Annotated in this window: 24 protein-coding genes; 23 read left to right on the top strand and 1 reads right to left on the bottom strand. The window is 62.1% G+C overall.

Annotation, left to right across the window (positions count from 1 at the left end; genetic code table 11):
- The first annotated feature begins 242 nt into the window (after positions 1-242).
- The 23 genes from rpsB to ispD all read left to right on the top strand — a co-directional run bounded on the left by rpsB (position 243) and on the right by ispD (position 26,095).
- Complete coding sequence (gene rpsB / locus B3P22_RS11880) at positions 243-983, top strand: 30S ribosomal protein S2 (RefSeq protein ID WP_296271095.1); 741 nt, start codon at positions 243-245, stop codon at positions 981-983.
- Positions 984-1,094: 111 nt separating this feature from the next.
- The gene (gene tsf, locus B3P22_RS11875; RefSeq protein WP_275547339.1) at positions 1,095-1,958 is read left to right on the top strand and encodes a translation elongation factor Ts; all 864 of its coding nucleotides are present in this window, start codon (positions 1,095-1,097) and stop codon (positions 1,956-1,958) included.
- A gap of 188 nt (positions 1,959-2,146) precedes the next feature.
- Positions 2,147-2,890 carry a UMP kinase gene (gene pyrH, locus B3P22_RS11870; RefSeq protein ID WP_147809583.1) on the top strand — a complete coding sequence of 248 codons (744 nt, stop codon included), beginning with the start codon at positions 2,147-2,149 and terminating at the stop codon, positions 2,888-2,890.
- Entirely contained in the window at positions 2,887-3,444 is a 558-nt protein-coding gene (gene frr, locus B3P22_RS11865) for a ribosome recycling factor (RefSeq protein WP_275547338.1), read from the top strand. Before pyrH ends, frr begins: the two co-directional genes overlap by 4 nt.
- 17 nt (positions 3,445-3,461) lie before the next feature.
- Complete coding sequence (uppS, locus tag B3P22_RS11860; protein WP_197857841.1) at positions 3,462-4,208, top strand: polyprenyl diphosphate synthase; 747 nt, start codon at positions 3,462-3,464, stop codon at positions 4,206-4,208.
- Positions 4,208-5,023, top strand: coding sequence for a phosphatidate cytidylyltransferase (locus B3P22_RS11855; RefSeq protein WP_275547337.1), 816 nt, complete (start codon positions 4,208-4,210; stop codon positions 5,021-5,023). Before uppS ends, B3P22_RS11855 begins: the two co-directional genes overlap by 1 nt.
- The gene (gene ispC / locus B3P22_RS11850) at positions 5,020-6,204 is read left to right on the top strand and encodes a 1-deoxy-D-xylulose-5-phosphate reductoisomerase (protein WP_275547336.1); all 1,185 of its coding nucleotides are present in this window, start codon (positions 5,020-5,022) and stop codon (positions 6,202-6,204) included. The genes B3P22_RS11855 and ispC overlap by 4 nt, the downstream gene beginning before the upstream one ends.
- Before the next feature lie 60 nt (positions 6,205-6,264).
- On the top strand, positions 6,265-7,617 hold the full coding sequence (rseP, locus tag B3P22_RS11845; protein WP_275547335.1) for a sigma E protease regulator RseP: 1,353 nt from the start codon (positions 6,265-6,267) through the stop codon (positions 7,615-7,617).
- A gap of 85 nt (positions 7,618-7,702) precedes the next feature.
- A complete protein-coding gene (gene bamA / locus B3P22_RS11840) occupies positions 7,703-10,063 on the top strand; it encodes an outer membrane protein assembly factor BamA (RefSeq protein ID WP_296271094.1) in 2,361 nt (786 codons plus the stop codon).
- Positions 10,064-10,107: 44 nt separating this feature from the next.
- Positions 10,108-10,611, top strand: a complete 504-nt coding sequence (locus B3P22_RS11835; protein WP_197857846.1) for an OmpH family outer membrane protein — start codon at positions 10,108-10,110, stop codon at positions 10,609-10,611.
- Positions 10,608-11,669: a UDP-3-O-(3-hydroxymyristoyl)glucosamine N-acyltransferase gene (gene lpxD / locus B3P22_RS11830; RefSeq protein ID WP_296271093.1), complete on the top strand. Its 1,062-nt coding sequence runs from the start codon at positions 10,608-10,610 to the stop codon at positions 11,667-11,669. The genes B3P22_RS11835 and lpxD overlap by 4 nt, the downstream gene beginning before the upstream one ends.
- A gap of 47 nt (positions 11,670-11,716) precedes the next feature.
- Entirely contained in the window at positions 11,717-12,157 is a 441-nt protein-coding gene (fabZ, locus tag B3P22_RS11825; protein ID WP_003244215.1) for a 3-hydroxyacyl-ACP dehydratase FabZ, read from the top strand.
- A complete protein-coding gene (lpxA, locus tag B3P22_RS11820) occupies positions 12,154-12,930 on the top strand; it encodes an acyl-ACP--UDP-N-acetylglucosamine O-acyltransferase (protein ID WP_296271092.1) in 777 nt (258 codons plus the stop codon). Before fabZ ends, lpxA begins: the two co-directional genes overlap by 4 nt.
- 5 nt (positions 12,931-12,935) lie before the next feature.
- Positions 12,936-14,069, top strand: coding sequence for a lipid-A-disaccharide synthase (lpxB, locus tag B3P22_RS11815; protein ID WP_296271091.1), 1,134 nt, complete (start codon positions 12,936-12,938; stop codon positions 14,067-14,069).
- A complete protein-coding gene (gene rnhB / locus B3P22_RS11810) occupies positions 14,069-14,695 on the top strand; it encodes a ribonuclease HII (RefSeq protein ID WP_296271090.1) in 627 nt (208 codons plus the stop codon). The genes lpxB and rnhB overlap by 1 nt, the downstream gene beginning before the upstream one ends.
- 71 nt (positions 14,696-14,766) lie before the next feature.
- Positions 14,767-18,297, top strand: a complete 3,531-nt coding sequence (gene dnaE / locus B3P22_RS11805; protein WP_296271089.1) for a DNA polymerase III subunit alpha — start codon at positions 14,767-14,769, stop codon at positions 18,295-18,297.
- A 137-nt stretch (positions 18,298-18,434) separates the two neighbouring features.
- A complete protein-coding gene (locus B3P22_RS11800; protein ID WP_275547329.1) occupies positions 18,435-19,385 on the top strand; it encodes an acetyl-CoA carboxylase carboxyltransferase subunit alpha in 951 nt (316 codons plus the stop codon).
- Positions 19,386-19,443: 58 nt separating this feature from the next.
- Positions 19,444-20,766: a tRNA lysidine(34) synthetase TilS gene (tilS, locus tag B3P22_RS11795; RefSeq protein ID WP_296271088.1), complete on the top strand. Its 1,323-nt coding sequence runs from the start codon at positions 19,444-19,446 to the stop codon at positions 20,764-20,766.
- Positions 20,767-20,916: 150 nt separating this feature from the next.
- The gene (locus B3P22_RS11790) at positions 20,917-22,548 is read left to right on the top strand and encodes a CTP synthase (protein WP_296271087.1); all 1,632 of its coding nucleotides are present in this window, start codon (positions 20,917-20,919) and stop codon (positions 22,546-22,548) included.
- A gap of 3 nt (positions 22,549-22,551) precedes the next feature.
- Positions 22,552-23,397: a 3-deoxy-8-phosphooctulonate synthase gene (gene kdsA / locus B3P22_RS11785; RefSeq protein WP_275547327.1), complete on the top strand. Its 846-nt coding sequence runs from the start codon at positions 22,552-22,554 to the stop codon at positions 23,395-23,397.
- A gap of 148 nt (positions 23,398-23,545) precedes the next feature.
- Positions 23,546-24,835 carry a phosphopyruvate hydratase gene (eno, locus tag B3P22_RS11780; RefSeq protein ID WP_296271086.1) on the top strand — a complete coding sequence of 430 codons (1,290 nt, stop codon included), beginning with the start codon at positions 23,546-23,548 and terminating at the stop codon, positions 24,833-24,835.
- 286 nt (positions 24,836-25,121) lie between these two features.
- Entirely contained in the window at positions 25,122-25,400 is a 279-nt protein-coding gene (gene ftsB, locus B3P22_RS11775) for a cell division protein FtsB (protein WP_017363771.1), read from the top strand.
- Positions 25,397-26,095: a 2-C-methyl-D-erythritol 4-phosphate cytidylyltransferase gene (ispD, locus tag B3P22_RS11770; protein ID WP_296271085.1), complete on the top strand. Its 699-nt coding sequence runs from the start codon at positions 25,397-25,399 to the stop codon at positions 26,093-26,095. Before ftsB ends, ispD begins: the two co-directional genes overlap by 4 nt.
- 13 nt (positions 26,096-26,108) lie before the next feature.
- On the opposite strand, the gene hpf is transcribed toward ispD, so the two are convergent.
- Positions 26,109-26,432 carry a ribosome hibernation-promoting factor, HPF/YfiA family gene (hpf, locus tag B3P22_RS11765; RefSeq protein WP_275547388.1) on the bottom strand — a complete coding sequence of 108 codons (324 nt, stop codon included), beginning with the start codon at positions 26,430-26,432 and terminating at the stop codon, positions 26,109-26,111.
- Between the last annotated feature and the right edge of the window lie 61 nt (positions 26,433-26,493).

Here is a 26,493-nt window from a genome sequence, read left to right as displayed (position 1 = left end):
AACTACAAGCCGCAAGCTGAGCGCGGTGGTCGCCGGTGCAGGGGGTTCGCCTCTACTTGCAGCCTGAATCCTGTAGCTTGCGGCTGCTTTGTGTGGTATAAAACGCGCCGCTTTACGGGCACTACGTCCGAAAGCCTAAACCCACACACGTATCGACACGGTTTCCTGGGTGCCTTTCGACAAGTTCGAGGGTTGGAAACTGGGATGCGTGGAGGCCTAACCCGACTTATCAAGGAACTATCATGTCCCAAGTCAACATGCGCGATATGCTGAAGGCCGGTGTGCACTTCGGCCACCAGACCCGTTACTGGAACCCGAAAATGGGCAAGTACATTTTCGGCTCGCGCAACAAGATTCACATCATCAACCTCGAAAAAACCCTGCCGATGTTCAACGAAGCCCAGGCTTTCGTTGAGAAGCTGGCTGCTGGCAAGAACAAGATCCTGTTCGTCGGCACCAAGCGTTCCGCTGGCAAGATCGTTCGCGAAGAAGCTGCTCGTTGCGGCTCGCCGTTCGTCGATCACCGCTGGCTGGGCGGCATGCTGACCAACTACAAGACCATCCGTGCTTCGATCAAGCGCCTGCGCGAGCTGGAAACCCAGTCCCAGGACGGCACCTTCGCCAAGCTGACCAAGAAAGAAGCCCTGATGCGTTCCCGTGATCTGGAAAAACTGGATCGCAGCCTGGGTGGTATCAAGGACATGGGCGGTCTGCCGGACGCTCTGTTCGTGATCGACGTTGACCACGAGCGCATCGCTATCACCGAAGCCAACAAGCTGGGCATCCCGGTCATCGGCATCGTCGATACCAACAGCAGCCCGGAAGGCGTTGACTACATCATCCCGGGTAACGACGACGCCATCCGCGCCATCCAGCTGTACATGGGTGCCATGGCTGACGCCGTGATCCGTGGTCGCAGCAACGCTGGCGGCGCGACTGAGGAGTTCGTCGAAGAAGCCGCAGTCGAGAGCGCCGAAGGCTAAGCGGTAACGCCAAGCATTTAGCGTTATGCGCTGTGCAAGAAGGGGGCTAGGCCCCCTTTTTGCCACTCAAAGATTTGATTTGGTTGAAGACCTACCGAGAGGATTTTCAAGATGGCAGAGATTACTGCGGCCCTGGTTAAAGAACTGCGCGAGCGTACCGGCCAAGGCATGATGGAATGCAAGAAGGCCCTGGTTGCCGCTGGTGGCGACATCGAGAAAGCCATTGATGACATGCGCGCTTCCGGCGCCATCAAGGCTGCCAAGAAGGCCGGCAACATCGCCGCCGAAGGCTCCATCGCCGTTCGCGTCGAAGGTGGTCGTGGCCTGATCATCGAAGTCAACTCGCAGACCGACTTCCTGGCTCTGCAGGATGACTTCAAAGGTTTCGTCAAGGAAAGCCTGGATGAAGCCTTCGAGAAGAACCTGACCGACGCTGCTCCGCTGATCGCCTCGCGCGAATCGGCTCGTGAAGCCCTGGTTGCCAAGTGCGGCGAGAACGTCAACATCCGTCGTCTGACCGCCGTTTCCGGCGAAACCGTTGGTGCCTACCTGCACGGCCACCGCATCGGCGTTCTGGTCGTCCTGAAAGGCGGCAACGACGAACTGGCCAAGCACGTTGCCATGCACGTTGCAGCTTCCAACCCGGCCGTCGTTTCGCCGGACCAGGTTTCCGAGGAGCTGGTTGCCAAGGAAAAGGAAATCTTCCTGCAGCTGAACGCCGAGAAGATCGCCGGCAAGCCGGAAAACATCGTCGAGAACATGGTCAAAGGCCGTATCGCCAAGTTCCTGGCCGAAGCCAGTCTGGTCGAGCAAGCCTTCATCATGGACCCGGAAGTCAAGGTCGGTGACCTGGTCAAGAAAGCCGGTGCCGAAGTCGTTTCCTTCGTTCGTTACGAAGTGGGCGAGGGTATCGAGAAGGCCGAGACCGACTTCGCTGCCGAAGTCGCCGCTCAGGTTGCTGCCAGCAAGCAGTAATCGGCGGTTAGGCCAGTTGTCCCAGAGAGGCTGCCCGCTTGCGCGTGCAGCCTCTTTGCCGAATTAGGGGCGACAAATGTACAGGCGGCCGTGCAACCTACGGTCGTCGGCACGTTCGAAGTGCCGGATGATTGCAGCGCCCAGGCGCGTTGCTCAAGAATTTCATATCGCCGCAGGAGAGACTTGCAATGGCTCAGCAGACCACTGGTCGCCAACCTCGCTACAAACGCATTCTGCTCAAACTTAGCGGCGAAGCCCTGATGGGCTCGGAAGATTTCGGCATCGATCCCAAAGTGCTCGATCGCATGGCGCTGGAAGTTGGCCAACTGGTCGGCATCGGTGTGCAGGTCGGCCTGGTGATCGGTGGCGGCAACCTGTTCCGCGGTGCGGCGCTGTCCGCTGCCGGCATGGATCGCGTCACCGGTGACCACATGGGCATGCTGGCGACCGTGATGAATGCGCTGGCCATGCGTGATGCGCTGGAGCGCTCGAACATCCCGGCCATCGTCATGTCGGCGATCTCCATGGTCGGCGTCACCGATCATTACGACCGCCGCAAAGCCATGCGCCACCTGAAGACCGGCGAAGTGGTGATCTTCGCCGCGGGCACCGGCAATCCGTTCTTCACCACCGATTCGGCTGCCTGCCTGCGCGCCATCGAGATCGATGCCGACGTGGTTCTGAAGGCGACCAAGGTCGATGGCGTGTACACTGCCGACCCGTTCAAGGACCCGCATGCCGAGAAGTTCGAGCGTCTGACCTATGACGAGGTGCTCGACCGCAAGCTGGGCGTGATGGATCTGACCGCCATCTGCCTGTGCCGTGATCACACCATGCCGCTGCGGGTCTTCAACATGAACAAGCCCGGCGCCCTGCTGAACGTTGTAGTGGGTGGCGCTGAAGGAACCCTGATCGAGGAGGATGCACAATGATCAACGACATCAAGAAAGACGCTCAGGAACGCATGAGCAAGTCCCTGGAGGCACTGGGTCGCAACCTGGCTTCCATTCGTACCGGTCGTGCCCATCCGAGCATTCTCGATAGCATCAAGGTCCCGGCCTGGGGCAGCGACATGCCGCTCAATCAGGTCGCTGCGATCACCGTCGAGGATGCGCGTACCCTGAAGATCGTCGCGCACGACAAGAATCTCGGTGCCGCCATCGAGAAGGCCGTCCTGACTTCCGACCTGGGCCTGAATCCGAGCAGCGCCGGCACCACCATCCGTGTGCCGATGCCCGCCCTGACCGAGGAAACCCGCAAGGGCTACACCAAGCAGGCGCGTGGCGTTGCCGAGGATGCCAAGGTTGCGGTGCGCAACGTGCGTCGCGATGCCCTGGCCGAGCTGAAGAAGCTGTCCAAGGCCAAGGAAATCAGCGAAGACGAAGAGCGCCGCGCTGCTGACGAGCTGCAGAAGATCACTGACAAGTTCATCGGTGACGTGGACAAGGCGCTCGAGGTCAAGGAAGCGGACCTGATGGCCGTTTGACGGCTGGGCGCCCACACATGGACAAGAACAACCAGGGGGCGGTGCCAAGGCATGTCGCCATCATCATGGATGGCAACAACCGCTGGGCGAAGAAGCGCCTTTTGCCGGGTGTGGCGGGGCACAAGGCCGGGGTCGACGCGGTTCGCGCGGTGATCGAGGTCTGTGCCGAGTCGGGTGTCGAGGTGCTGACCCTGTTCGCTTTTTCCAGCGAGAACTGGCAGCGCCCGGCCGAAGAAGTCGGTGCGCTGATGGAGCTGTTCCTCGGCGCGCTGCGCCGTGAGGCCAAGCGTCTGTTGGATAACGACATCGGCCTGCGCATCATCGGCGACCGCTCGCGCTTCCATCCTGAGTTGCAGGCTGCCATGCGCGAAGCGGAGCTGCTGACTGCCGGCAATCGTCGCTTCACCTTGCAGATCGCTGCCAATTACGGCGGTCAGTGGGATATTGCCCAGGCCGCTCAGCGCCTGGCGCGTGAGGTGCAGGCGGGGCATTTGCAAGCCGAAGACATTACCCCGCAATTGCTCCAGGGCTGTCTGGCAACCGGTGACCTGCCCTTGCCCGACCTGTGCATTCGCACGGGGGGAGAGCACCGCATCAGCAATTTCCTTCTCTGGCAGTTGGCCTACAGTGAACTGTACTTCTCCGACCTTTACTGGCCGGATTTCAAGCACGAGGCCATGCGCAAGGCGCTGGCCGATTTCGCTACCCGCCAGCGTCGCTTCGGCAAGACCAGCGAGCAGGTGGAAGCTGAGGCACGCTCCTAATGCTCAAACAACGAATCATCACGGCGCTGGTACTGCTGCCCATTGCTCTGGGCGGTTTCTTCCTGCTCGAAGGTGGCGCCTTCGCGCTGTTCATTGGGGCAGTGGTCACCCTGGGTGCGTGGGAGTGGGCGCGGCTGGCGGGGTTCGATGCGCAGTCGCTGCGCGTGGCTTATGCTGCGGCGGTGGCTGTGTTGCTCGGCTTGCTGTATCTGGTCCCGGCCGTCGCGCCGATGCTTTTGCTGGTGGCGGTGCTGTGGTGGCTGGTGGCGACCATGCTGGTGCTGAGCTATCCCGATAGCAGTCGTTACTGGGGCGGTGTACCGGGCCGTTTGCTGATCGGCCTGTTGATTCTCCTGCCGGCATGGCAGGGGTTGGTTCTGCTCAAGCAGTGGCCGCAGGCCAATGCGCTGATCATCGCGGTGATGGTGCTGGTTTGGGGCGCTGATATCGGTGCCTATTTCTCCGGCAAGACCTTCGGCAAGCGCAAGCTGGCGCCCAGGGTCAGCCCGGGCAAGAGCTGGGAAGGGTTGTATGGCGGCCTCGCTGCTAGTCTGCTGATCACCCTGCTGGTCGGGCTGCAGCAAGGCTGGTCCGGCACGGGGCTGTTGCTGGCCATGGCCGGCGCTGCCGTGGTGGTGCTGATTTCCGTGGTTGGCGACCTGACCGAAAGCATGTTCAAGCGCCAATCCGGGATCAAGGACAGCAGTAATCTGCTGCCAGGCCACGGTGGCGTGCTGGATCGTATCGACAGTCTTACCGCAGCGATTCCCGTATTCGCCACATTGCTCTGGCTGGCCGGCTGGGGCTCGTTGTGAGTGCAGTGCAACAGGTCACGGTGCTGGGCGCGACCGGCTCCATCGGTCTCAGCACGCTGGATGTGATCGCTCGTCATCCCGAGCGTTACCAGGTATTCGCCCTTACCGGTTATTCCCGCCTGGCGGAGCTGCAGGCGCTCTGTGTGCGCCATAACCCGCGCTACGCCGTGGTGCCTGATGCCGATTCGGCGCTCGAGCTGCAGAACCGTTTGCGTGTCGCCGGACTGGCGACCGAAGTGCTGATCGGCGAGGAGGGGTTGTGCGCGGTATCCGCCGATGCGGCCGTCGATTGCGTGATGGCTGCCATCGTCGGTGCTGCCGGGCTCAAGCCGACGCTTGCGGCCGTGCAGGCCGGCAAGAAGGTACTGCTGGCCAACAAGGAGGCGCTGGTGATGTCCGGCGCCTTGTTCATGCAGGCCGTCAAGCAGAGCGGGGCGGTTCTTCTGCCGATCGACAGCGAGCACAACGCCATTTTCCAGTGCCTGCCAGGTGATTATTCGCGCGGCCTGCAGGCAGTCGGTGTGCGCCGCGTGCTGCTGACGGCCTCCGGCGGACCTTTCCGCGAAACGCCCCTGGTCGAGCTGGAGCACGTCACGCCCGAGCAAGCTTGTGCACATCCGAACTGGTCGATGGGGCGCAAGATTTCGGTCGATTCGGCGAGCATGATGAACAAGGGCCTGGAGATGATCGAGGCCTGCTGGTTGTTCGACGCGCGTCCCGAACAGATCGAGGTGGTTATCCACCGGCAGAGCGTGATTCATTCTCTGGTCGATTACGTTGATGGTTCGGTCCTGGCCCAGCTCGGCAACCCGGACATGCGCACGCCTATCGCCCATGCCCTGGCATGGCCGGAGCGTATCGATTCGGGAGTGTCTGCTCTGGATCTGTTCGCCGTCGGTCGCCTGGATTTCGAGCGCCCTGACGAGCAGCGTTTTCCCTGCCTGCGTCTGGCGCGCGAGGCGGCGCAGACCGGCGGCAGTGCGCCGGCGACGCTCAATGCGGTCAACGAGGTGGCGGTCGAGGCGTTCCTGCAGCGACGCATCCGTTTCGTCGATATCGCGGGTATGATTGAGTCCGTGCTGAACGCGCAACCGGTCAGGGCTGTCGAAGCGCTCGACGCGGTATTCGAAGCCGACGCCCGGGCGCGTGAGTTGGCCGCGCAGTGGCTGGCCGCTCGTTGAGCCGGCGATCATCCGGCATGCATCAGAACCTGAGCGGCCCCGTAGGGCTGGAGAAGTGAAATGAGTGGGCTGTATATGCTGGTTGGCACCCTGATCGCGCTGGGTGTCCTGGTGACCTTTCACGAGTATGGGCACTTCTGGGTGGCCCGGCGCTGCGGCGTCAAGGTTCTGCGTTTCTCCGTCGGCTTCGGCACGCCACTTGTGCGCTGGCATGATCGCCACGGCACCGAATTCGTCATTGCCGCCATTCCCCTGGGCGGCTACGTCAAGATGCTCGATGAGCGCGAGGGCGATGTGCCGCCCGAGCTTGTCGAGCAGTCCTTCAATCGCAAGAGCGTACGCCAGCGTATCGCTATCGTCGCTGCCGGCCCGCTGGCCAATTTCCTGCTGGCGATGCTGTTCTTCTGGTTCGTCGCCATGCTCGGCAGTCAGCAGGTGCGCCCCGTCATCGGTGCGGTGCAGCCGGACAGCCTGGCGGAGGCTGCCGGGCTGCGTGCAGGGCAGGAGATCGTCGCGGTCGACGGTGAGGCCACCAATGGCTGGGCGGCGGTCAACCTGCAACTGGTGCGGCGTCTGGGTGAAAGCGGCGCGCTCGACCTGCGTGTGACCGAGTCGGGCTCCACGGTCGAAACGCCCAAGCAGGTGCAACTGGACAACTGGCTGCGTGGTGTCGATGAACCGGACCCGATCGGTTCGCTGGGTATTCGCCCATGGCGTCCGGTGCTGGAGCCTGTGCTGGCTGAAGTCGATTCCAAAGGGCCGGCTTATGCTGCCGGCCTGCAGCCGGGTGATCGCCTGCTGGCGCTCGATGATCAAGCGCTGGCCGATTGGCAGGATCTGGTCGATCGCGTGCGGGCGCTGCCGGGCGAGACGGTCGCGCTGCGTTTCGAGCGCGATGGCCAGGAGAGGGATGTGCAGCTGACTCTGGCGTCGCGAGGCGAGGGCGAGGCCCGCAGTGGCTACCTGGGCGCGGGCGTTCAGGGCGTTGAATGGCCTGCCGAGATGCTCCGCGAGGTGCGTTACGGTCCGCTCAAAGGTGTCGCCGAGGGCATGCGTCAGACCTGGGCAATGAGCCTGTTGACCCTCGATTCGCTGAAGAAAATGCTGTTCGGAGAGCTCTCGGTAAAAAACTTGAGTGGGCCGATAACCATTGCTAAAGTGGCGGGCGCTTCAGCTGAGTCAGGGCTGGGGGATTTCCTGAAATTCCTTGCATATCTGAGCATTAGCCTGGGAGTTCTCAATCTGCTGCCCATTCCCGTGCTGGATGGTGGGCATCTGCTGTTTTATCTGGTCGAGTGGGTGCGTGGTCGCCCCTTGTCTGAGCGGGTTCAGGGTTGGGGGATGCAGATCGGCATCAGTCTGGTCATCGGGGTCATGCTGCTCGCCCTGGTCAACGACCTCAGCCGCCTGTGAGCATTGCTGAATACGCTCTTGAGATTTAAAAGAAGTGTCGCTTAAGCGGCAGTTTTTATCGTCAGTTGGAATAAGAAAGGACTTCATGAAACGTCTGCTGCTACCTGCGGTACTGTCCGCATTGATGATCGCCGAAGTTCACGCCGAGTCCTTCACCATCTCCGATATTCGCGTCAATGGCTTGCAGCGGGTGTCCGCCGGCAGCGTGTTCGGCGCACTGCCCCTCAACGTGGGCGAGTCCGTCGATGATCGCCAGTTGGTGGATGCCACTCGCTCGCTGTTCCGTACCGGCTTCTTCCAGGACATCCAGCTTGGTCGCGATGGCGACGTGCTGGTCGTTACCGTGGTCGAACGTCCTTCCATTTCCGGTATTGAGATCGAAGGCAACAAGGCCATCACCACCGAAGATCTGCTCAAGGGCCTGAACCAGTCCGGTCTGGCCGAGGGCGAGATTTTCCAGCGCGCCACACTCGAAGGCGTGCGTAACGAACTGCAGCGCCAGTACGTCGCCCAGGGCCGCTACTCGGCCGAGATCGAGGCCGAAGTGATTCCGCAGCCGCGTAACCGCGTGGCGCTGAAGATCACCATCAACGAAGGCACCGTAGCGGCCATCTCCCACATCAACGTGGTCGGCAACACCGTGTTCTCCGATGAGGATCTGGTCGACCTGTTCGAGCTGAAAACCACCAACTGGCTGTCTTTCTTCAAGAACGACGACAAGTACGCCCGCGAAAAACTGTCCGGTGACCTGGAGCGTCTGCGCTCTTACTACCTGGACCGCGGCTATATCAACATGGATATCAGCTCGACCCAGGTATCCATCACGCCGGACAAGAAACACGTCTATATCACCGTCAACGTCGAAGAGGGCGAAAAGTACAGCGTCCGCGACGTGAAGCTGTCCGGTGACCTCAAGGTTCCGGAAGAAGATGTGCGCGCATTGCTGCTGGTCAAGGAAGGGCAGGTCTTCTCGCGCAAGATCATGACCACCACCAGCGAGCTGATCACCCGTCGTCTGGGTAACGAGGGTTACACCTTCGCCAACGTCAATGGTGTGCCGGAAGCGCACGACGAGGACAACACCGTCTCGATCACCTTCTTCGTCGATCCAGGCAAGCGTGCTTACGTCAACCGCATCAACTTCCGTGGCAACACCAAGTCCGAAGACGAAGTGCTGCGCCGCGAAATGCGCCAGATGGAAGGTGGCTGGGCTTCGACCTACCTGATCGACCAGTCCAAGGTCCGCCTCGAGCGTCTGGGTTTCTTCAAGGAAGTCAACGTCGAAACCCCGCAGGTACCGGGCACCGACGACCAGATCGACGTCAACTACAGCGTCGAAGAGCAGCCGTCCGGTTCCATTACCGCCAGCGTCGGCTTTGCCCAGAATGCTGGTCTGATCCTGGGTGGTTCGATCAGCCAGAACAACTTCCTCGGTACCGGTAACCGCGTCAGCATCGGCCTGACCCGCAGTGAATACCAGACCCGTTACAGCTTTGGCTTCGTTGACCCCTACTGGACCGTCGACGGCGTCAGCCTGGGTTACAACGCCTTCTACCGTACCACCGACTACGATGAGCTCGATGTCGACGTATCCAGCTACTCGGTGGACAGCCTGGGTGCCGGTATCAACATCGGCTATCCGATCAGTGAGACCTCGCGCCTGACCTACGGCCTGACCGTGCAGCAGGACAGCATCGACACCGGTCGTTACACCGTCGACGAAATTTTCGATTTCATCGACGCTGAGGGTGACAACTACCTGAACTTCAAGGGCTCCATCGGCTGGTCCGAGTCGACCCTGAACCGTGGCGTGCTGGCCAACCGTGGTCATTCGCAGAGCCTGGTATTGGAAACCACCATTCCGGGTAGCGACCTGTCGTTCTACAAGCTCGACTACCGTGGCCAGGTGTTCACCCCGATCAGCGACAACTACACCCTGCGTTTCCACACCCAGCTGGGTTATGGCGACAGCTACGGTAGCACCGCGGAACTGCCGTTCTACGAGCACTACTATGCCGGCGGTTTCAACTCGGTACGTGGCTTCAAGGACAGCAGCCTGGGGCCGCGTAGTACGCCGAGCAGTGGTAACAAACCAGGAACCCTGCGTGACCCGGATCAGGATCCGCTGCCCTTTGGTGGTAACGTGCTCGTCCAGGGTGGTGTCGAGATGCTCTTCCCGTTGCCGTTCGTCAAGGATCAGCGCTCGCTGCGCACCGCGCTGTTCTGGGACGTGGGTAACGTCTTCGACACCAATTGCTCGTCCAGTCAGAAGAAGCTCAGCGACAGCTGCGATATCGATTTCAGCAATCTGGCCAGCTCCGTGGGTGTCGGTCTGACCTGGATCACTGCACTGGGTCCGCTGAGTTTCAGCCTGGCCATGCCGATCAAGAAACCGGATGATGCCGATACCCAGGTATTCCAGTTCTCCCTGGGCCAGACCTTCTAAAAGTCATTCACCGAAAGCCAACAGTTTTGTTGCAGGAGTGCATTGTGCGTAAGTTGACTCAACTGGTTCTGTTCACCGCCGCCCTGATCGCCACTCCGGCGTTCGCCGAGATGAAGGTGGCCGTGCTGAACTATCAGATGGCGCTGCTCGAGTCGGATGCGGCCAAGCGCTACGCGGTCGATGCCGAGAAGAAGTTCGGCCCGCAGTTGAACAAGCTCAAGACCCTGGAAAGCGATGCCAAGCGCATTCAGGATCGCATGGTCAAGGATGGCGAGAAGATGCAGCAGGCTGAGCGCGAGCGTCTCGAGCTCGAGTTCAAGCAGAAGGCTCGTGATTTCCAGTTCCAGTCCAAGGAGCTGAACGAAGCCAAGGCCGTCGCTGACCGTGAAATGCTGGCCAAGCTCAAGCCGAACCTGGACAAGGCCGTCGAGGAAGTGATCAAGAACGGTAACTTCGACCTGGTGCTCGAGCGCGGCGCGGTGATTGATGTCAAACCTCAGTACGACATCACTCGCCAAGTCATCGAGCGCATGAACCAGATGCGTTGAGCATGACTGTGACAGTTACTCTCGGCCAGTTGGCCGAGCGCCTGGGCGCCACCTTGCGTGGCGCTGAAGCTAAGGTCATCACGGGCCTGGCCACCTTACAGGAGGCCAGGCCCGAACAGTTGAGCTTCCTGGCCAATGCCCAGTATCGCAAGCATCTGGCGCAGACTCAGGCCGGCGCCGTGCTGCTGACCGCAGCCGATGCCGAAGGCTACGCTGGCGATGCCTTGATCGTTGCCAACCCGTATTTGGCTTACGCCCAGCTTTCCCATCTGTTCGATCGCAAGCCCAAGGCGGCCGCGGGCATTCATGCCACCGCGTACGTCGCCGACGACGCCGTTGTCGATTCGAGTGCCAGTATCGGTCCCTATGCGGTGATCGAGAGCGGTGCGCGTATCGGTGCCGAGGTCAGCGTCGGTGCCCATTGCGTGGTCGGTGCTCGCAGCGTGATCGGTGATGGCGGCTGGCTGGCGCCACGCGTGACGCTGTACCACGACGTGCAGATCGGCAAGCGTGTGGTGATCCAGTCCGGCGCGGTGATCGGTGGCGAGGGCTTCGGTTTCGCCAACGAGAAGGGCGTCTGGCAGAAGATCGCGCAGATCGGTGGGGTGATCATCGGCGATGACGTCGAGATCGGTGCCAATACCACGGTCGATCGCGGTGCGCTGTCCGACACCCTGATCGGCAATGGCGTGAAGCTGGATAACCAGATCATGATCGCGCACAACGTGCAGATCGGCGACAACACCGCCATGGCCGGCTGCTGCGGGATTTCCGGCAGCACCAAGATTGGCAGGAACTGCATGATCGCCGGTGGTGTGGGCATGGTCGGCCATATCGAGGTGTGCGACAACGTGTTCGTCACCGGGATGACCATGGTGACCCGTTCGATCACCGAGCCGGGCGCCTATTCTTCCGGTACCGCCATGCAACCAGCGGGCGAGTGGAAGAAGAGCGCAGCCCGTATTCGTCAGTTGGACGAGATGGCCAAGCGTCTGCGCGAGCTGGAAAAACAGCTGGCCGCCGTGACCCAGACGGCAAACGTCTCATCTGATGCCTGAGCACGGCATGACCGTGCTCTTTTCTTTTCTTACAGGCTTAACCGGACATGATGGACATCAACGAAATTCGTGAATATTTGCCGCACCGCTATCCGTTCCTGCTGGTGGATCGTGTGGTGGACCTGGACGTCGAAGGCAAGCAGATTCGCGCCTATAAGAATGTCAGCATCAATGAGCCGTTCTTCAACGGTCACTTCCCCGAGCATCCGATCATGCCGGGCGTTCTGATCATCGAGGCCATGGCGCAGGCAGCCGGAATCCTCGGCTTCAAGATGATGGGCGTGAAGCCGGCCGACGGCACCCTGTATTATTTTGTCGGCTCCGACAAGCTGCGTTTCCGCTCGCCGGTGCTGCCGGGCGATCAGCTCACGCTGGAAGCCAAGTACCTGAGCGACCGCCGCAGCATCTGGAAATTCGAATGCCGTGCCACGGTCGATGGCAAGGAAGTCTGCTCCGCTGAAATCATCTGCGCGGAACGCAAGCTATGAGTTCGATTGACCCTCGCGCGATCATCGACCCCAGTGCCAGATTGGCCGACGACGTCGTCGTCGGCCCGTGGAGCATTGTCGGGCCCGATGTGGAAATCGGCGAGGGTACAGTCATCGGCCCGCACGTAGTGCTCAAGGGGCCGACCGTAATCGGCAAGCATAATCGCATCTATCAGTTTTCGTCGGTCGGTGAAGACACGCCAGACCTTAAATACAAGGGCGAGGCGACGCGCCTGGTGATCGGCGATCACAACACCATTCGTGAAGGCGTCACCATTCACCGTGGCACCGTGCAGGATCGTGGCGAAACCACCATCGGCGATCACAACCTGATCATGGCCTACGCCCACATCGGTCACGACAGCGTGATCGGCAATCACTGCATCCTGGTCAACAACACCGCGCTGGCTGGCCACGTTTGGGTCGACGACTGGGCAATCCTGTCCGGTTACACCCTGGTGCACCAGTTCTGCCGCATCGGCGCACACAGCTTCTCCGGCATGGGCACTGCCATCGGCAAGGACGTACCGGCCTTCGTCACGGTGTTCGGTAACCCGGCCGAGGCGCGCAGCATGAATTTCGAAGGCATGCGCCGCCGTGGGTTCTCGGCCGAAGCCATCGCTGCATTGCGCAAGGCGTACAAGCTGGTCTATCGCCAGGGGTTGACGGTGGAGCTGGCGCTGAGCGAGCTGGCCGAGTCCGCTGCGCAGTTCCCCGAAGTGGCGATCTTCCGCGATTCCATCCAGGCCTCTACTCGCGGCATCACCCGCTGATTCTTATGAGCAGACCTCTTCGCGTCGCACTGGTCGCCGGTGAGGCGTCCGGTGACATCCTCGGTTCCGGCCTGATGCAGGCCATCAAGCAGCGCTACCCGGATGCCGAATTCATCGGCGTCGGCGGTTCGCGCATGGAAGCCGAGGGCCTGAAATCCTATTTCCCGATGGAACGTCTGGCGGTCATGGGCCTGGTCGAAGTACTCGGCCGCCTGTTCGAACTGCTCGGCCGTCGCCGCCAGTTGGCGCGTGATCTGATCGCCGCCAAGCCGGATGTGTTCATCGGCATCGATGCGCCTGATTTCAACCTTGGCCTGGAACTCAAGCTGCGCCGTGCCGGGATCAAGACCGTGCATTACGTCAGCCCCTCGGTCTGGGCCTGGCGGCAGAAGCGCGTGCTGAAGATTCGTGAAGCCTGCGACCTGATGCTGACCCTGTTTCCGTTCGAAGCGCAGTTCTACGATGAACATCAGGTGCCGGTGCGCTTCGTCGGTCACCCTCTGGCCGATGCCATTCCGCAGCAGGCAGACCGCGCCGCTGCACGCGAAGCGCTGGATCTGCCGCAGGACGAGCCCGTTGTGGCCTTGATGCCGGGCAGTCGTGGCGGTGAGGTTGCGCGCCTCGGTGAGCTTTTCCTCGACGCCGCAATTCGTCTGCGTTCACTTCGCCCAGGCGTGCGCTTCCTTCTGCCTTGCGCCACGCCCGAGCGTCGCGAGCAGCTGGAGCAGATGCTGGCCGGACGTGACCTGCCGTTGACCTTGCTCAACGGCCGTTCCCATGAGGCGCTGGCGGCCTGCGATGCGGTGCTGATCGCGTCGGGTACCGCGACCCTGGAGGCGCTGCTGTACAAGCGCCCGATGGTGGTGGCTTACCGTGTGGCGCCCATGACCTATCGCATTCTCAAGCGCCTGGTGAAAAGCCCCTATATCTCGCTGCCCAACCTGCTGGCCGAGCGCCTGCTGGTGCCCGAGCTGATTCAGGACGCGGCGACGCCAGAGGCGCTGGCCCAGGCCGTGGCGCCACTGATCGACGGTGGCCAGGTACAGACCGAAGGCTTCGACGTGATCCATCGCGCACTGCGCCGCGATGCTTCGGTGTCGGCGGCTGATGCCGTGCTCAAGCTGGCGGGGCGCGACTGATGCAGCAGGGGCTCGATTTCACCCTGGTCGAGGAGCTGGTCGCCGGTGTCGACGAAGTCGGCCGTGGCCCGCTCTGCGGCGCGGTGGTCACGGCTGCGGTGATCCTCGATCCGGCGCGGCCGATTCTCGGCCTGAACGACTCGAAGAAGCTCACCGAGCTGCGCCGCGAAGTGCTTTTCGACGAGATTCGCGAAAAGGCCCTGGCCTGGTGCATCGCCCGCGCCGAGGTGGAGGAGATCGACCGCCTGAATATTCTGCATGCCACTATGCTGGCCATGCAGCGTGCCGTCGAGGGCTTGAGTGTGACGCCCAGGCTGGCGCTGATCGACGGCAACCGTTGCCCCAAACTGGCCGTGCCGAGTGCGCCGGTGATCAAGGGTGATGGGCGGGTGCCGGCGATCGCCGCGGCGTCGATCCTGGCCAAGGTCAGCCGCGACCGCGAAATGGTCGAGATGGACCGCCTCTATCCTGGCTACGGCATCGCCGGCCACAAGGGCTACCCTACGCCCGTTCACCTTGACGCGCTGCAGCGCCTGGGGCCGACGCCGATTCATCGGCGCTCCTTCGCGCCGGTGCGTGCGCTGCTCGAGCCTGTCGTCGCGGATTGCATCGTAGCCACGATCTGAAGCTCTGGCCCTAAGCCAGACCCTCTTAGGCTACAATCCGCGCTTTGTCGTTTTCATCTGCAAGGCCCTTCATGACCCAAGCTTTCGTCCACCTGCGTCTGCACACCGAATACTCCCTGGTCGATGGTCTGGTGCGGGTCAAACCCCTGATCAAGGCCGTGGCCGGGGCCGGTATGCCGGCGGTGGCCGTCACCGACATGAGCAACATGTGCTCGCTGGTGAAGTTCTACAAGACGGCCATGGGCGCCGGTGTCAAGCCGATATGCGGCGCCGACATCTGGTTGGCCAGTGCCGAGGAGGATGGCCCGCTGACGCGCCTGACCCTGCTGGCGATGAACGCCAAGGGTTACCGCAATCTCACCGAGCTGATCTCCCGCGGCTGGGCCGAGGGGCAGAGCAACGACCTGGTGATCATTCAGCGCGACTGGGTCAAGGACGCCGCCGAGGGCCTGATCGCCCTGTCCGGTGCGCGCGAAGGCGAAGTCGGCCTGGCGTTGCTGGCTGGCGATGAAGCATTGGCGGAGACGCGCCTGCGCGAGTGGATGGCGGTGTTCCCGGATCGCTTCTATCTGGAGGTGCAGCGCACCAGCCGTGTCGGTGACGAGGAATACCTGCATGCGGCCGTGGCCCTGGCTGATCGCATCGAGGCGCCGCTGGTGGCCACCAACGACGTGCGTTTCATCAAGCAGGACGACTTCGAAGCCCACGAAACCCGCGTCTGCATCGGTGAAGGCCGTACCCTCGACGACCCGCGTCGACCGCGCAATTACTCTGATCAGCAGTACCTGAAAAGCGCCGAGGAAATGTGGGAGCTGTTCTCCGATCTGCCAGAAGCACTGGAGAACACCGTCGAGATCGCCAAGCGTTGCAACATCGACGTGCAGCTCGGCAAGTACTTCCTGCCGGACTTCCCCACGCCGAACGGCATGGGCATCGACGACTACCTGCGGCATGCCTCGTTCGAGGGCCTGGACGAGCGTCTCGAAGTGCTGCTGCCCAAGGACACGCCGGATTACGAGGCGAAGAAGCAGGTCTATATCGACCGTCTCAACTTCGAACTCGACATCATCATCCAGATGGGTTTCCCCGGTTACTTCCTGATCGTGATGGACTTCATCCAGTGGGCCAAGAACAACGGCGTGCCGGTCGGCCCTGGCCGTGGGTCGGGTGCCGGCTCGCTGGTGGCCTACGTATTGAAGATCACCGACCTCGATCCGTTGGCCTATGACCTGCTGTTCGAACGCTTCCTCAACCCCGAGCGGATTTCCATGCCCGACTTCGACGTCGACTTCTGCATGGACGGCCGCGACCGGGTGATCGACTACGTGGCCGAGAAGTACGGGCGCAACGCGGTCAGCCAGATCATCACCTTCGGCTCGATGGCGGCCAAGGCGGTGGTGCGCGACGTGGCGCGGGCGCAGGGCAAGTCCTACGGCCTGGCCGACCGTCTGTCGAAGATGATTCCCTTCGAAGTGGGCATGACCCTGGAGAAGGCTTTCGAGATGGAGGAGCCGCTGCGCGAGTTCCTCAAGAACGACGAAGAAGCCGCCGAAATCTGGGACATGTCGCTTAAGCTCGAAGGCGTGGTGCGCGGTACCGGCAAGCACGCCGGTGGTGTGGTGATAGCGCCGACCAAGCTCACCGACTTCTCGCCGATCGCCTGTGACGAGGAGGGCGGCGGCCTGGTGACCCAGTTCGACAAGGACGACGTCGAGCAGGCCGGCCTGGTCAAGTTCGACTTCCTCGGTCTGCGTACCCTGACCATCATCAAGTGGGCGATGGAGACCATCCACCGCATCCAGAAGCGCGATGGCGCCTCGGACGAAGAACTGGTCAACATCGACTTCATCCCGCTCGATGACAAGCCGACCTACGCCATGCTGCAGAAGGCCGAGACCACCGCGGTCTTCCAGCTCGAATCGCGCGGCATGAAAGAGCTGATCAAGAAGCTCAAGCCCGACTGCCTGGAAGACATGATCGCACTGGTGGCGCTGTTCCGCCCCGGTCCGCTGCAGTCCGGCATGGTGGACGACTTCATCAACCGTAAACACGGTCGCGCCGAGCTGTCCTATCCGCACCCGGACTACCAGTACGCCGGTCTGGAGCCGGTGCTCAAGCCCACTTACGGCATCATCCTGTATCAGGAGCAGGTGATGCAGATCGCTCAGGTCATGGGCGGTTACACCCTGGGCCAGGCGGACATGCTGCGTCGCGCCATGGGCAAGAAGAAGCCCGAGGAAATGGCCAAGCAGCGTGGCGGCTTCATCGAAGGTTGCGCCAACAACAATATCGACGCCGACCTGGCAGGTAACATCTTCGATCTGGTGGAGAAGTTCGCCGGCTACGGCTTTAACAAGTCGCACTCCGCCGCCTACGGACTGGTGTCCTACCAGACAGCCTGGCTCAAGGCGCATTACCCCGCGCCGTTCATGGCCGCGGTGCTCTCGGCGGACATGCACAACACCGACAAGGTGGTGATCCTGGTGGAAGAGTGCCGCAACATGAAGTTGCGCATCGATCCGCCGGACGTGAACGTCTCCGAGTTCAAGTTCACCGTCAACGACGACGGCCGTATCGTCTATGGCCTCGGTGCGGTCAAGGGCGTGGGCGAGGGCCCGGTCGAGGCCATCGTCGAATGCCGTGCCGAAGGTGGGCCGTTCAAGGACCTGTTCGACTTCTGCAACCGCGTCGACCTCAAGCGCATCAACAAACGCACCCTCGAAGCACTGATCCGCAGCGGTGCGCTGGACCGTCTCGGCCCCTACTACCAGGACGAGCTCAAGGCCTATCAGGCCAGCGTGGACAAGAACCGCGCCGTGCTGCTGGCGTCCATGGAGGAGGCCGTGCAGTCCGCCGAACAGACCGCACGCAGCGCCGAGAGCGGCCATATGGATCTGTTCGGCGGCCTGTTCGCCGAGCCCGAGGCGGACGTCTATGCCAACCACCGCAAGGCCCGTGAGCTGCCGATCAAGGAACGCCTGAAAGGCGAGAAGGACACCCTGGGCATCTACCTGTCCGGTCACCCCATCGACGAATACGAAGGTGAGATTCGCCGCTTCGCCCGCCAGCGTATCGTCGAGTTGAAGCCTGCACGCGATACCCAGACCATCGCCGGGATGATCGTCAACCTGCGAGTGATGAAGAACAAGAAGGGCGACAAGATGGGCTTCATCACCCTCGATGACCGCTCCGGGCGTATCGAAGCCTCGCTGTTCGCCGATGCCTTCGCCAGCAACCAGGCGCTGCTGCAGAACGATGCGCTGGTGGTGGTCGAAGGTGAAGTCAGCAACGACGACTTCTCCGGTGGTTTGCGTCTGCGCGCCAAGCGCGTGATGAGCCTGGAAGAGGCCCGTACCGGCCTGGCCGATAGCCTGCGCGTTAAGGTCGCCTGTGAAGCGCTCAAGGGTGATCGCCTGCGCTGGCTGGCCGAGTTGTGCAGCAAGCACAAGGGCGCCTGCCCGGTGACCGTCGACTACAGTGGCGAGGAGGCACGCGCCTTGCTTCAATTCGGCGATGCCTGGCGAATCGACCCGGCGGACACTTTGATTCAGGCATTGCGTGACCAGTTCGGGCGCGACAACGTCTTTTTGCACTACCGCTGATATGCGAGAGGAAAATTCCTCTTCGTGACAGCAAAGGCACCCAAGGGTGTCGACCCGCTGCGCCCCATCCCTTAAGGTAGGGCGCCTAATGGATACAGCTCCCCGGCCACTTGGCCGTCGACGCAAGACGGATGACTATGAACCCGAATTTCCTCGATTTCGAACAGCCGATCGCCGACCTGCAAGCCAAGATCGAAGAGCTACGCCTGGTTGGCAATGACAACGCGCTGAACATCGGCGACGAGATTGCCCGCCTGCAGGACAAGAGCAGCGCCCTGACCGAAAGCATCTTCGGCAACCTGACCAGCTGGCAGATCGCGCAGCTCGCGCGCCACCCGCGCCGCCCCTATACCCTGGACTACATCCAGCACATCTTCACCGAGTTCGATGAATTGCACGGCGACCGTCACTTCTCCGACGACGCTGCCATCGTCGGTGGCGTTGCGCGCCTGGGCGATCAGCCGGTGATGATCATCGGTCACCAGAAGGGCCGTGAGGTGCGCGAGAAGGTGCGCCGCAACTTCGGCATGCCGCGCCCTGAGGGCTATCGCAAGGCCTGCCGCCTGATGGAAATGGCCGAGCGCTTCAAGATGCCGATCCTCACCTTCATCGACACCCCCGGTGCCTACCCGGGTATCGATGCCGAGGAGCGTGGCCAGAGCGAGGCCATCGCCTGGAACCTGCGCGTGATGGCCCGTCTGAAAACCCCGATCATCGCCACCGTCATCGGCGAGGGCGGTTCTGGCGGTGCGCTGGCCATCGGCGTCTGCGACCAGCTGAACATGCTGCAGTACTCCACCTATTCGGTGATCTCGCCGGAAGGTTGCGCCTCGATTCTCTGGCGTACCGCCGAGAAGGCGCCGGATGCTGCCGAGGCCATGGGCATCACCGCCGAGCGCCTGAAGGATCTGGGTATCGTCGATCAGGTGATCGCTGAGCCGCTGGGCGGCGCGCACCGCGATCCTGCCGCCGCCTCGGAGTCGATCCGCCAGGAGCTGACCAAGCAACTGGCCAGCCTGCAGGAACACGATACCGACGCGCTGCTCAAGCGCCGTTACGACCGCCTGATGAGCTACGGCATCGCCTGAGTTCTCTCAGCGCATATCTCAATGGGCCTTCGGGCCCATTGTTGTTTAAGCTTGGCCAATGACCGATCTCACCACTCGCCTGCGCCAGGCCCTTCAGTCGTGGCGCACGGCTCCTGTCTGGCGTATCGCCTTCTCCGGTGGCCTGGATTCCAGCGTGCTGCTGCATCTGCTTGCCGCCTGGGCGAGACACGAGAAGCTGCCAGCGCTGTCCGCGATTCATGTCCATCATGGCCTGCAGCCGACGGCCGATGCCTGGCCTGAGCATTGCGCGCAGTTTTGTGCGCGCCTGGATATTCCTCTGGAGATCGTCAAGGTACGGGTGACGCCGGGGGCGAGCCTGGAGCAGGCTGCGCGGAACGCGCGTTATGCGGTATTCAGTGAGCGGCTGGGGCCGGGCGAGGTGCTGCTCAGTGCCCAGCATCGCGACGATCAGGCCGAAACCCTGCTATTTCGTCTGCTGCGCGGGGCAGGGGTGCGCGGGCTGGCTGCCATGCCGGCCAGTCGGCCGCTGGGGCCGGGCAGGCTGGTGCGGCCACTGCTCGACTGTTCGCGCGCCGAGTTGCAGGCTTACGCGCAAAGTCGTGGTCTGGTTTGGGTCGAGGACCCTAGCAATGCCGACGAGCGTTTCAGTCGCAATTTCCTGCGCAGGCAGGTGATGCCGCTGCTGGCCGAGCGCTGGCCGCAGGCTGCTGCAAGTCTTGCGCGCGGCGCTGGGCACCTGGGTGAGGCTCAGCTACTGCTCAGTGAATTGGCCGAGATGGACCTGCTTGCTGCGCGTGGCGCTTGCGCATTTCCCTGGTTGCCTTTGCCTTCTCTGGACCTTGCGGCAGTGACCGCGCTGAGCGATGCGCGGCAACGCAACCTGCTGCGCCATTGGCTGGCGCCGCTTACCCGCATGCCGGACAGCGATCACTGGGCTGGCTGGTACGATCTGCGCGATGCCGCCGCGGATGCGACGCCGGTCTGGAAACTGGCCGATGGCGACTTGCACCGCGCCGATGGCCGCTTGTGGTGGCTCAGTGGCGACTGGCTGAAGCCGCTGCAGCCACTGGATCTGCCATGCCCTGCGTCTGGCGAGCCAGTCGAGCTTCCCGATAATGGTCAGGTGCATTTGTCTGGCGAGCTGGCGCAGGGTCGCTGGCAGCTACGCTACCGTCAAGGTGGGGAGTCGCTGCGGGTGCCGGGGCGCGGCAGGCGTGATCTCAAGCGCCTGCTCAATGAAATGCGCGTGCCGGCATTCGTGCGTCCGCGCCTGCCGCTATTGTTCGATGGCGATGAGCTGATTGCGCTGGCGAACCTGACGCAATCGTCAGAAATGGCGGCGAGCGGGGTGCGTCTTCACTGGTCACCGCCTATCGGCGAGCAAGGTTTGAGCTGGTAAGGCCTTTCGGGTAGACTACGCTCCCGTCTTACTACAGCTTTTGCCGACTCCCTCAGGGAGCTTGGCGAGCTTGCCATTGTGTTGTCGATGGCGCTCCTTCGCTTTCCCCGGCGGCACTGACCGCTTAAACGCAGACTTCTAGGGTTTTTCATGACGCGCTACATCTTCGTCACGGGTGGTGTTGTTTCTTCATTGGGGAAAGGCATCGCCTCGGCTTCACTGGCGGCCATCCTGGAGGCGCGGGGCCTGAAGGTCACCATGCTCAAGCTGGACCCTTACATCAACGTCGATCCGGGCACCATGAGCCCGTTCCAGCACGGTGAGGTGTTCGTCACCCACGACGGCGCCGAGACCGACCTCGACCTGGGTCACTACGAGCGCTTCATCCGCACCACGATGAGCAAAAGCAACAACTTCACCACCGGCCGCGTTTACGAAGACGTACTGCGCAAGGAGCGCCGTGGTGACTACCTGGGGGCAACCATCCAGGTCATTCCGCACATCACCGACGAAATCAAGCGTCGCATCATCAAGGGCGCCGGCGATGCCGACGTGGCCCTGGTGGAAATCGGCGGCACTGTGGGTGACATCGAGTCGCAGCCGTTCCTCGAAGCCATCCGCCAGCTTCGCGTGGAAGTGGGCGCCAAGCGCGCCATGCTGATGCACCTGACCCTGGTGCCGTACATCGCCACTGCCGGCGAGACCAAGACCAAGCCGACCCAGCATTCGGTCAAGGAGCTGCGCTCCATCGGCCTGCAGCCGGACGTGCTGGTGTGCCGCTCCGACCATCCGATCGATGTGTCCTCGCGCCGCAAGATCGCCCTGTTCACCAACGTCGAAGAGCGTGCGGTGATCAGTCTGGAAGACGTCGACACCATCTACAAGATTCCGGGCGTGCTGCACGCTCAGGGCCTGGATGACTTCGTCGTCGAGCGTTTCGGCCTGGAGTGCGGCGGCGCCGACCTGTCCGAGTGGGATCGCGTGGTCGATGCCAAGCTCAATCCGGAGAAAGAAGTCACCATCGCCATGGTCGGCAAGTACATGGAGCTGCTCGATGCGTACAAGTCTCTGATCGAAGCGATGAGCCACGCCGGCATCCAGAACCGCACCAAGGTCAACCTGCGTTATATCGACTCCGAAGATATCGAGAACCAGGGCACCGGCCTGCTCGAAGACGTCGATGCCATCCTGGTCCCGGGCGGCTTCGGTCTGCGTGGCGTGGAAGGCAAGATCAAGACCGTGCAGTACGCTCGCGAGAATAAGATTCCTTACCTGGGTATCTGCCTCGGCATGCAGGTCGCGGTCATCGAATATGCCCGTAACGTGGTGGGCTGGACCGATGCCAACTCCACCGAATTCGACATGGCCAGCCAGCACCCGGTGGTCGGCCTGATCACCGAATGGCAGGACGCTGCAGGCAGCGTCGAGCAGCGCAGCGAGAACTCCGACCTGGGCGGCACCATGCGCCTGGGGGCGCAGGACTGCCAGCTGCAGGCCGGCTCCAAGGTGCGCGACTGCTATGGCAAGGACGTGATCGTCGAGCGTCACCGTCACCGTTACGAAGTGAACAACAACCTGTTGCCGAAGCTGACCGAGGCTGGCCTGAAGGTCACTGGCCGCTCTGGCGATGGCGCGCTGGTGGAAGTGGTCGAGGCGCCGGATCATCCGTGGTTCGTCGCTTGCCAGTTCCACCCGGAATTCACCTCCACGCCGCGTGACGGTCACCCGCTGTTCAGCGGTTTCGTCAACGCTGCGCTGGCGCAGAAAGCGAAGAAGGTCTGACCCATGGCGCAGAAGATCATCAAGGTTCGCGATATCGAGATCGCCAACGACAAGCCGTTCGTGCTGTTCGGCGGCATCAACGTGCTCGAGTCGCGTGACCTGGCCATGCAGGCCTGCGAGGAGTACGTGCGGGTAACCGAGAAGCTCGGCATCCCCTATGTGTTCAAGGCCAGCTTCGACAAGGCCAACCGTTCCTCCGTCACCTCCTTCCGCGGCCCTGGCCTGGAAGAGGGCATGAAGATCTTCGAGGAAGTGAAGAAGACCTTCGGCGTGCCGGTGATCACCGACGTCCACGAGCCGCATCAGGCCGCTGCCGTGGCCGAAGTGTGCGACATCATCCAGTTGCCGGCCTTCCTCTCGCGGCAGACCGATCTGGTGGTGGCCATGGCCAAGACCGGTGCGGTGATCAACATCAAGAAGGCGCAGTTCCTCGCTCCGCAGGAAATGAAGCACATCCTGACCAAGTGCGAAGAGGCCGGTAATGATCAACTGATCCTCTGCGAGCGCGGTTCCTCCTTCGGTTACAACAACCTGGTGGTGGACATGCTCGGCTTCGGCATCATGAAGCAGTTCGAGTACCCGGTGTTCTTCGACGTGACTCACGCGCTGCAGATGCCGGGTGGCCGTGCCGACTCCGCCGGCGGCCGCCGTGCTCAGGTCACCGACCTGGCCAAGGCCGGCATGAGCCAGGGCCTGGCTGGTCTGTTCCTCGAGGCGCATCCGGACCCGGAAAACGCCAAGTGCGACGGCCCCTGTGCCTTGCGGCTGAACAAGCTGGAGCCGTTCCTCAGCCAGCTCAAGCAGCTTGACGATCTGGTGAAGAGTTTTCCGCCAATCGAGACTGCCTGAACCGCACGCAATCCGGTAAAGTGCCGCCCGAGAAAAATCCCGCCTGACCCGTGAGTCAGCGTGAGCCGCCGATCTGCCTGCGGGCAGCGGCGGCCCAGTGCAGCCTGCTGCTGCTGTCTTATCGTCAACCTTTGGAGCATTAACAACAATGGCAAAGATCGTCGACATCAAGGGTCGTGAGGTTCTCGACTCCCGTGGCAACCCCACCGTGGAAGCCGATGTGATTCTGGAAGGCGGTATCTTCGGCAGCGCCTGTGCGCCGTCGGGTGCCTCCACCGGCTCGCGCGAAGCGCTGGAGCTGCGTGATGGTGACAAGAGCCGTTACCTCGGCAAGGGCGTGCTGAAAGCCGTCGCCAACATCAACGGCCCGATTCGCGACCTGCTGCTGGGTAAGGACGCGACCGATCAGCAAGCGCTGGACCGCGCGATGATCGAACTCGACGGTACCGAGAACAAAGCCAAGCTGGGCGCTAACGCCATCCTCGCCGTGTCCCTGGCCGCTGCCAAGGCTGCTGCTCAGGCCAAGGGCGTGCCGCTGTACGCGCACATCGCCGATCTGAATGGCACCCCGGGCGTCTACTCCATGCCGGTGCCGATGATGAACATCATCAACGGCGGCGAGCATGCCGATAACAACGTCGACATCCAGGAATTCATGGTGCAGCCGGTTGGTGCCAAGAATTTCGCCGACGCCCTGCGCATGGGCGCCGAGATCTTCCACCACCTCAAGGCCGTGCTGAAGGCCCGTGGCCTGAACACTGCCGTGGGTGACGAAGGTGGCTTCGCGCCGAATCTGGCCTCCAACGAAGATGCTCTGGCCGCCATCGCCGAGGCCGTGGCCAACGCCGGCTACAAGCTGGGTGATGACGTGACTCTGGCGCTGGACTGCGCCTCCAGCGAATTCTTCAAGGACGGTCAGTACGATCTGGCTGGCGAAGGCAAGGTGTTCAGCGCCGAAGGTTTCGCCGATTACCTGGCTGGCCTGACCCAGCGTTACCCGATCATCTCCATCGAAGACGGCATGGACGAGTCCGACTGGGCTGGCTGGAAAGTCCTGACCGACAAGATCGGCGAGAAGGTTCAGCTGGTTGGCGACGATCTGTTCGTTACCAACACCAAGATCCTCAAGCGCGGTATCGACGAGAAGATCGGCAATTCGATCCTGATCAAGTTCAACCAGATCGGCTCGCTGACCGAAACCCTGGAAGCCATCCAGATGGCCAAGGCTGCCGGCTTCACCGCCGTGATCTCGCACCGCAGTGGTGAAACCGAAGACAGCACCATCGCCGACCTAGCTGTGGGTACTGCCGCGGGTCAGATCAAGACCGGCTCGCTGTGCCGCTCCGACCGCGTGTCGAAGTACAACCAGTTGCTGCGTATCGAAGAGCAGCTGGGCGGCAAGGCTCCGTACAAGGGCCGTGCCGAGTTCCGCGGCTAACATCTGCGTGGTAGAAAAGGGCGACGCAAGTCGCCCTTTTTCGTGGCTATCCCAGCGTTGGTGCCGCACTGTAGGAGCGGATTTATCCGCAAATTGTCGCGGCTGAAGCCGCTCCTACAGAGGCTGCGCGATTGCGGGCATGGCGTTTTTCGTGGACGCTTCGTCGATCTTTGGGAACCATTGCACGGATGCAGGTACAGAAACCCCATGTCACTCATCAGTCGGCTTCTTTTCAAGCATGAACGCAGCCCCTACCATGCCGATGACTCAATCTGCGAGCCGCTCCATGCGTAGTCCGTATTGGCTGTTCATCGTGCTGATCCTGTTGCTTGCCGGTCTGCAGTATCGTCTGTGGGTCGGCGAGGGCAGTCTTGCCCAGGTAAGCCGCCTGCAGCAGCAGATCGCCGAGCAACAAGGCGAGAACGAGCGTCTTTTGGAGCGCAACCGCATCCTCGAGGCCGAGGTAATGGAGCTCAAGCGTGGTATGGAGACCGTTGAAGAGCGCGCGCGGCAGGAGCTGGGCATGCTCAAAGAGGGTGAAACCCTCTACCTGCTGACTGAATGAGCGTTCCATTCTGGCTGGTGATTCCAGCAGCTGGCGTCGGTGCGAGGATGGCTGCCGACCGTCCCAAGCAGTACCTGCAGATTGCCGGTCGCAGCATTCTCGAACACAGCCTGCATTGTTTTCTCGATCACCCTGGCCTGCTGGGCGCCATGGTGTGCGTGGCGGTGGACGATCCGTTCTGGCCGCAACTCCCGGTTGCCAGCGATCCGCGTATACGCCGTGCGCCAGGCGGGCGTGAGCGGGCCGATTCGGTGCTGGCCGGGTTGCAGGCGCTGCTTGCCGAGGGCGCAGGTGCCGAGGACTGGGTGCTGGTGCACGACGCCGCGCGTCCCAATCTCGCCAGGCAGGACCTGGACCGTTTGCTGGCAGAGTTGGCCGATGATCCGGTGGGCGGCCTGCTGGCCGTGCCGGCACGCGATACGCTCAAACGTGCCAGTGTCGACGGGCGAGTGGCGCAGACCGTGGATCGCAGTGTGATCTGGCAGGCCTATACGCCGCAGATGTTCCGCCTGGGGGCATTGCATGGCGCGCTGAGTCAGGCTCTGCAGGCGCAGGTGGCGATTACCGATGAGGCCTCTGCCATGGAGTGGGTGGGGCAGGCGCCGCGTCTGATCGAAGGCCGGGCGGACAACCTCAAAGTCACCCGCCCGGAAGACCTGCACTATCTGCAGTCACTGTGGCCACGCGGCCATTGATTCCATTGCTGCCTCAGTGCGTCCAGTTTTTCGCGTCCTTGCCCAGGTTGCGATCCAGCGCGTTGGTCAGCTTGTTCATGGCGCCGTCGATGGCCTGATGCATTTCCTCGGCATCGTGGGATACCGTCATCGGGTCACGTCCTTTCATCCGTGCCTCGACCTTGCAGCGTTTGTCCTGAGGGCCGCTCTTGAGCGCGTTCTCGTCGGAAAGGTGGACTTCGATCCGGGTGAGGTGGTCCTCGTAGCGTTGGAGTTTGCTGCGCACTCGACTGCTGATGTCTTCCTTGAAGGCCATCGACGAGGCGACGTGCTTACCGCTGTTGACCAGAACCTGCATAACCATGTCCTCATGCTGCTGAATTCGTGAGGCCCCGTTTGCCGGGGACATTGGTTGTGAC

The sequence above is a fragment of the Pseudomonas sp. UBA6323 genome, assembly GCF_002439135.1.
Lineage (GTDB): Bacteria > Pseudomonadota > Gammaproteobacteria > Pseudomonadales > Pseudomonadaceae > Aquipseudomonas.
Note: the sequence above shows the minus strand (reverse complement) of the source record. Positions and strands in the feature narration are given on the sequence as shown.

Bases quoted from the DNA above. Each gene is read 5' to 3' on its own strand.
- fabZ (WP_003244215.1), top strand. From the start codon at position 11,717: ATGATGGACATCAACGAAATTCGTGAATATTTGCCGCACCGCTATCCG.
- frr (WP_275547338.1), top strand. From the start codon at position 2,887: ATGATCAACGACATCAAGAAAGACGCTCAGGAACGCATGAGCAAGTCC.
- hpf (WP_275547388.1), bottom strand. From the start codon at position 26,432: ATGCAGGTTCTGGTCAACAGCGGTAAGCACGTCGCCTCGTCGATGGCC.
- tilS (WP_296271088.1), top strand. From the start codon at position 19,444: ATGACCGATCTCACCACTCGCCTGCGCCAGGCCCTTCAGTCGTGGCGC.
- eno (WP_296271086.1), top strand. From the start codon at position 23,546: ATGGCAAAGATCGTCGACATCAAGGGTCGTGAGGTTCTCGACTCCCGT.
- uppS (WP_197857841.1), top strand. From the start codon at position 3,462: ATGGACAAGAACAACCAGGGGGCGGTGCCAAGGCATGTCGCCATCATC.
- lpxA (WP_296271092.1), top strand. From the start codon at position 12,154: ATGAGTTCGATTGACCCTCGCGCGATCATCGACCCCAGTGCCAGATTG.
- rpsB (WP_296271095.1), top strand. From the start codon at position 243: ATGTCCCAAGTCAACATGCGCGATATGCTGAAGGCCGGTGTGCACTTC.
- ispD (WP_296271085.1), top strand. From the start codon at position 25,397: ATGAGCGTTCCATTCTGGCTGGTGATTCCAGCAGCTGGCGTCGGTGCG.
- bamA (WP_296271094.1), top strand. From the start codon at position 7,703: ATGAAACGTCTGCTGCTACCTGCGGTACTGTCCGCATTGATGATCGCC.
- lpxB (WP_296271091.1), top strand. From the start codon at position 12,936: ATGAGCAGACCTCTTCGCGTCGCACTGGTCGCCGGTGAGGCGTCCGGT.
- B3P22_RS11800 (WP_275547329.1), top strand. From the start codon at position 18,435: ATGAACCCGAATTTCCTCGATTTCGAACAGCCGATCGCCGACCTGCAA.
- pyrH (WP_147809583.1), top strand. From the start codon at position 2,147: ATGGCTCAGCAGACCACTGGTCGCCAACCTCGCTACAAACGCATTCTG.
- B3P22_RS11790 (WP_296271087.1), top strand. From the start codon at position 20,917: ATGACGCGCTACATCTTCGTCACGGGTGGTGTTGTTTCTTCATTGGGG.
- tsf (WP_275547339.1), top strand. From the start codon at position 1,095: ATGGCAGAGATTACTGCGGCCCTGGTTAAAGAACTGCGCGAGCGTACC.
- kdsA (WP_275547327.1), top strand. From the start codon at position 22,552: ATGGCGCAGAAGATCATCAAGGTTCGCGATATCGAGATCGCCAACGAC.
- ftsB (WP_017363771.1), top strand. From the start codon at position 25,122: ATGCGTAGTCCGTATTGGCTGTTCATCGTGCTGATCCTGTTGCTTGCC.
- B3P22_RS11855 (WP_275547337.1), top strand. From the start codon at position 4,208: ATGCTCAAACAACGAATCATCACGGCGCTGGTACTGCTGCCCATTGCT.
- dnaE (WP_296271089.1), top strand. From the start codon at position 14,767: ATGACCCAAGCTTTCGTCCACCTGCGTCTGCACACCGAATACTCCCTG.
- rseP (WP_275547335.1), top strand. From the start codon at position 6,265: ATGAGTGGGCTGTATATGCTGGTTGGCACCCTGATCGCGCTGGGTGTC.
- rnhB (WP_296271090.1), top strand. From the start codon at position 14,069: ATGCAGCAGGGGCTCGATTTCACCCTGGTCGAGGAGCTGGTCGCCGGT.